1 protein-coding gene is annotated in these 1316 nt (G+C 68.2%); it reads left to right on the top strand.

Annotation, left to right across the window (positions count from 1 at the left end; translation table 11 throughout):
* The coding region (locus A5696_RS29100) for an HAD-IC family P-type ATPase (protein ID WP_156738223.1) at positions 1-1316 on the top strand (1316 nt) is incomplete at both ends.

The raw sequence follows: 1316 nt of genomic DNA, 5'->3' as shown, positions 1-1316 counted from the left end.
GGCGACATCGACATCCTGATCACCGACAAGACCGGCACGCTGACGGAGGGCCGCATCCGCCTGGTCGGCGCGGTCGATCCGGCCGGTGCGCCGGCCGAGCCGGTCCGGCGGCTCGGGTTGCTGGCCACCGACGTCGACCCGGAATCCGGTGTGGTGAGCGCCAATCCGCTCGACGCCGCGCTGTGGGACTCCCCGCAGCCACAGCAACTGGTGGGCGGCGCGGTGCGCCGCGTCGCGCTGCTGCCGTTCGACCACGAGCGGCGCGCGACGTCGGTGTTGGTCGACGACGACGGCAACCGCCTCCTCGTCGTCAAGGGCGCCCCCGAACAGGTCCTGGACCGGTGCGACGGGACGCCGGCGGCCGCGGATGCGACCCTGGCGGACTTGTTCGCCGCCGGACGGCGGGTGGTCGCCGTCGCCACCCGCCCGGCCGCCGAGCTGACGGAGCTCACCGCCGACGACGAACACGACCTCACGCTGGCCGGCTTTCTGGTCTTCGCCGACGAACCCAAACCCGCGGCGCGCCAGTCGCTGGCACAGCTGGCCGAACTGGGCATCGAGCTCAAGATCGCCACCGGCGACAATCCGCGGGTCGCCGAAAAGGTCTGCAATGACCTGGGTTTGGCGTCCAAGGGCACTCTCACCGGCGCCGAGCTGGAACCCCTCGACGACGACGGGTTCGTCGACGCCGCGCAAAACCACACCATCTTCGCGCGCATCTCCCCCGAGCAGAAGGCGCGGCTGATCACCGCGCTGCGCCGCAACGGGCGATCGGTCGGCTTCCTCGGCGACGGCGTCAACGACGCGTTGGCCCTGCACGCCGCGGACGTGGGCATCTCCGTCAACAGCGCCACCGACGTGGCCAAGGACGCGGCCGACGTGGTCTTGCTGGAAAAGGACCTGGGGGTGCTGGCCACCGGGGTGGCCACGGGCAGAAGGATTTTCGCCAATACCATCAAGTACGTGTTCATGGGCACATCGAGCAATTTCGGCAACACCTTCAGCGCCGCCGCCGCGTCGGCGTTCTTGCCGTTTCTGCCGATGCTGCCCAGCCAGATCCTGCTGGGCAACCTGCTCTACGATGCCTCGCAGTTGGCGATCCCCACCGACCGCGTCGATGAGGAGCAACGCGATGCGCCGGCGCACTGGAACGTCGCCTTCATCCGCAGGTTCATGCTGACGTTCGGGCCCATCAACTCGCTGTTCGACTTCTTGACCTTCGGATTCATGCTCGGCATCCTGCACGCCGGCGAGGTGGCGTTTCACACCGGGTGGTTCCTGGAAAACCTTCTCACCCAGACGTTTATCGTTTTCGC

The organism is Mycobacterium sp. E2699, assembly GCF_001666745.1.
In the GTDB taxonomy this organism is placed as follows: domain Bacteria; phylum Actinomycetota; class Actinomycetes; order Mycobacteriales; family Mycobacteriaceae; genus Mycobacterium.
Note: the sequence above shows the minus strand (reverse complement) of the source record. Positions and strands in the feature narration are given on the sequence as shown.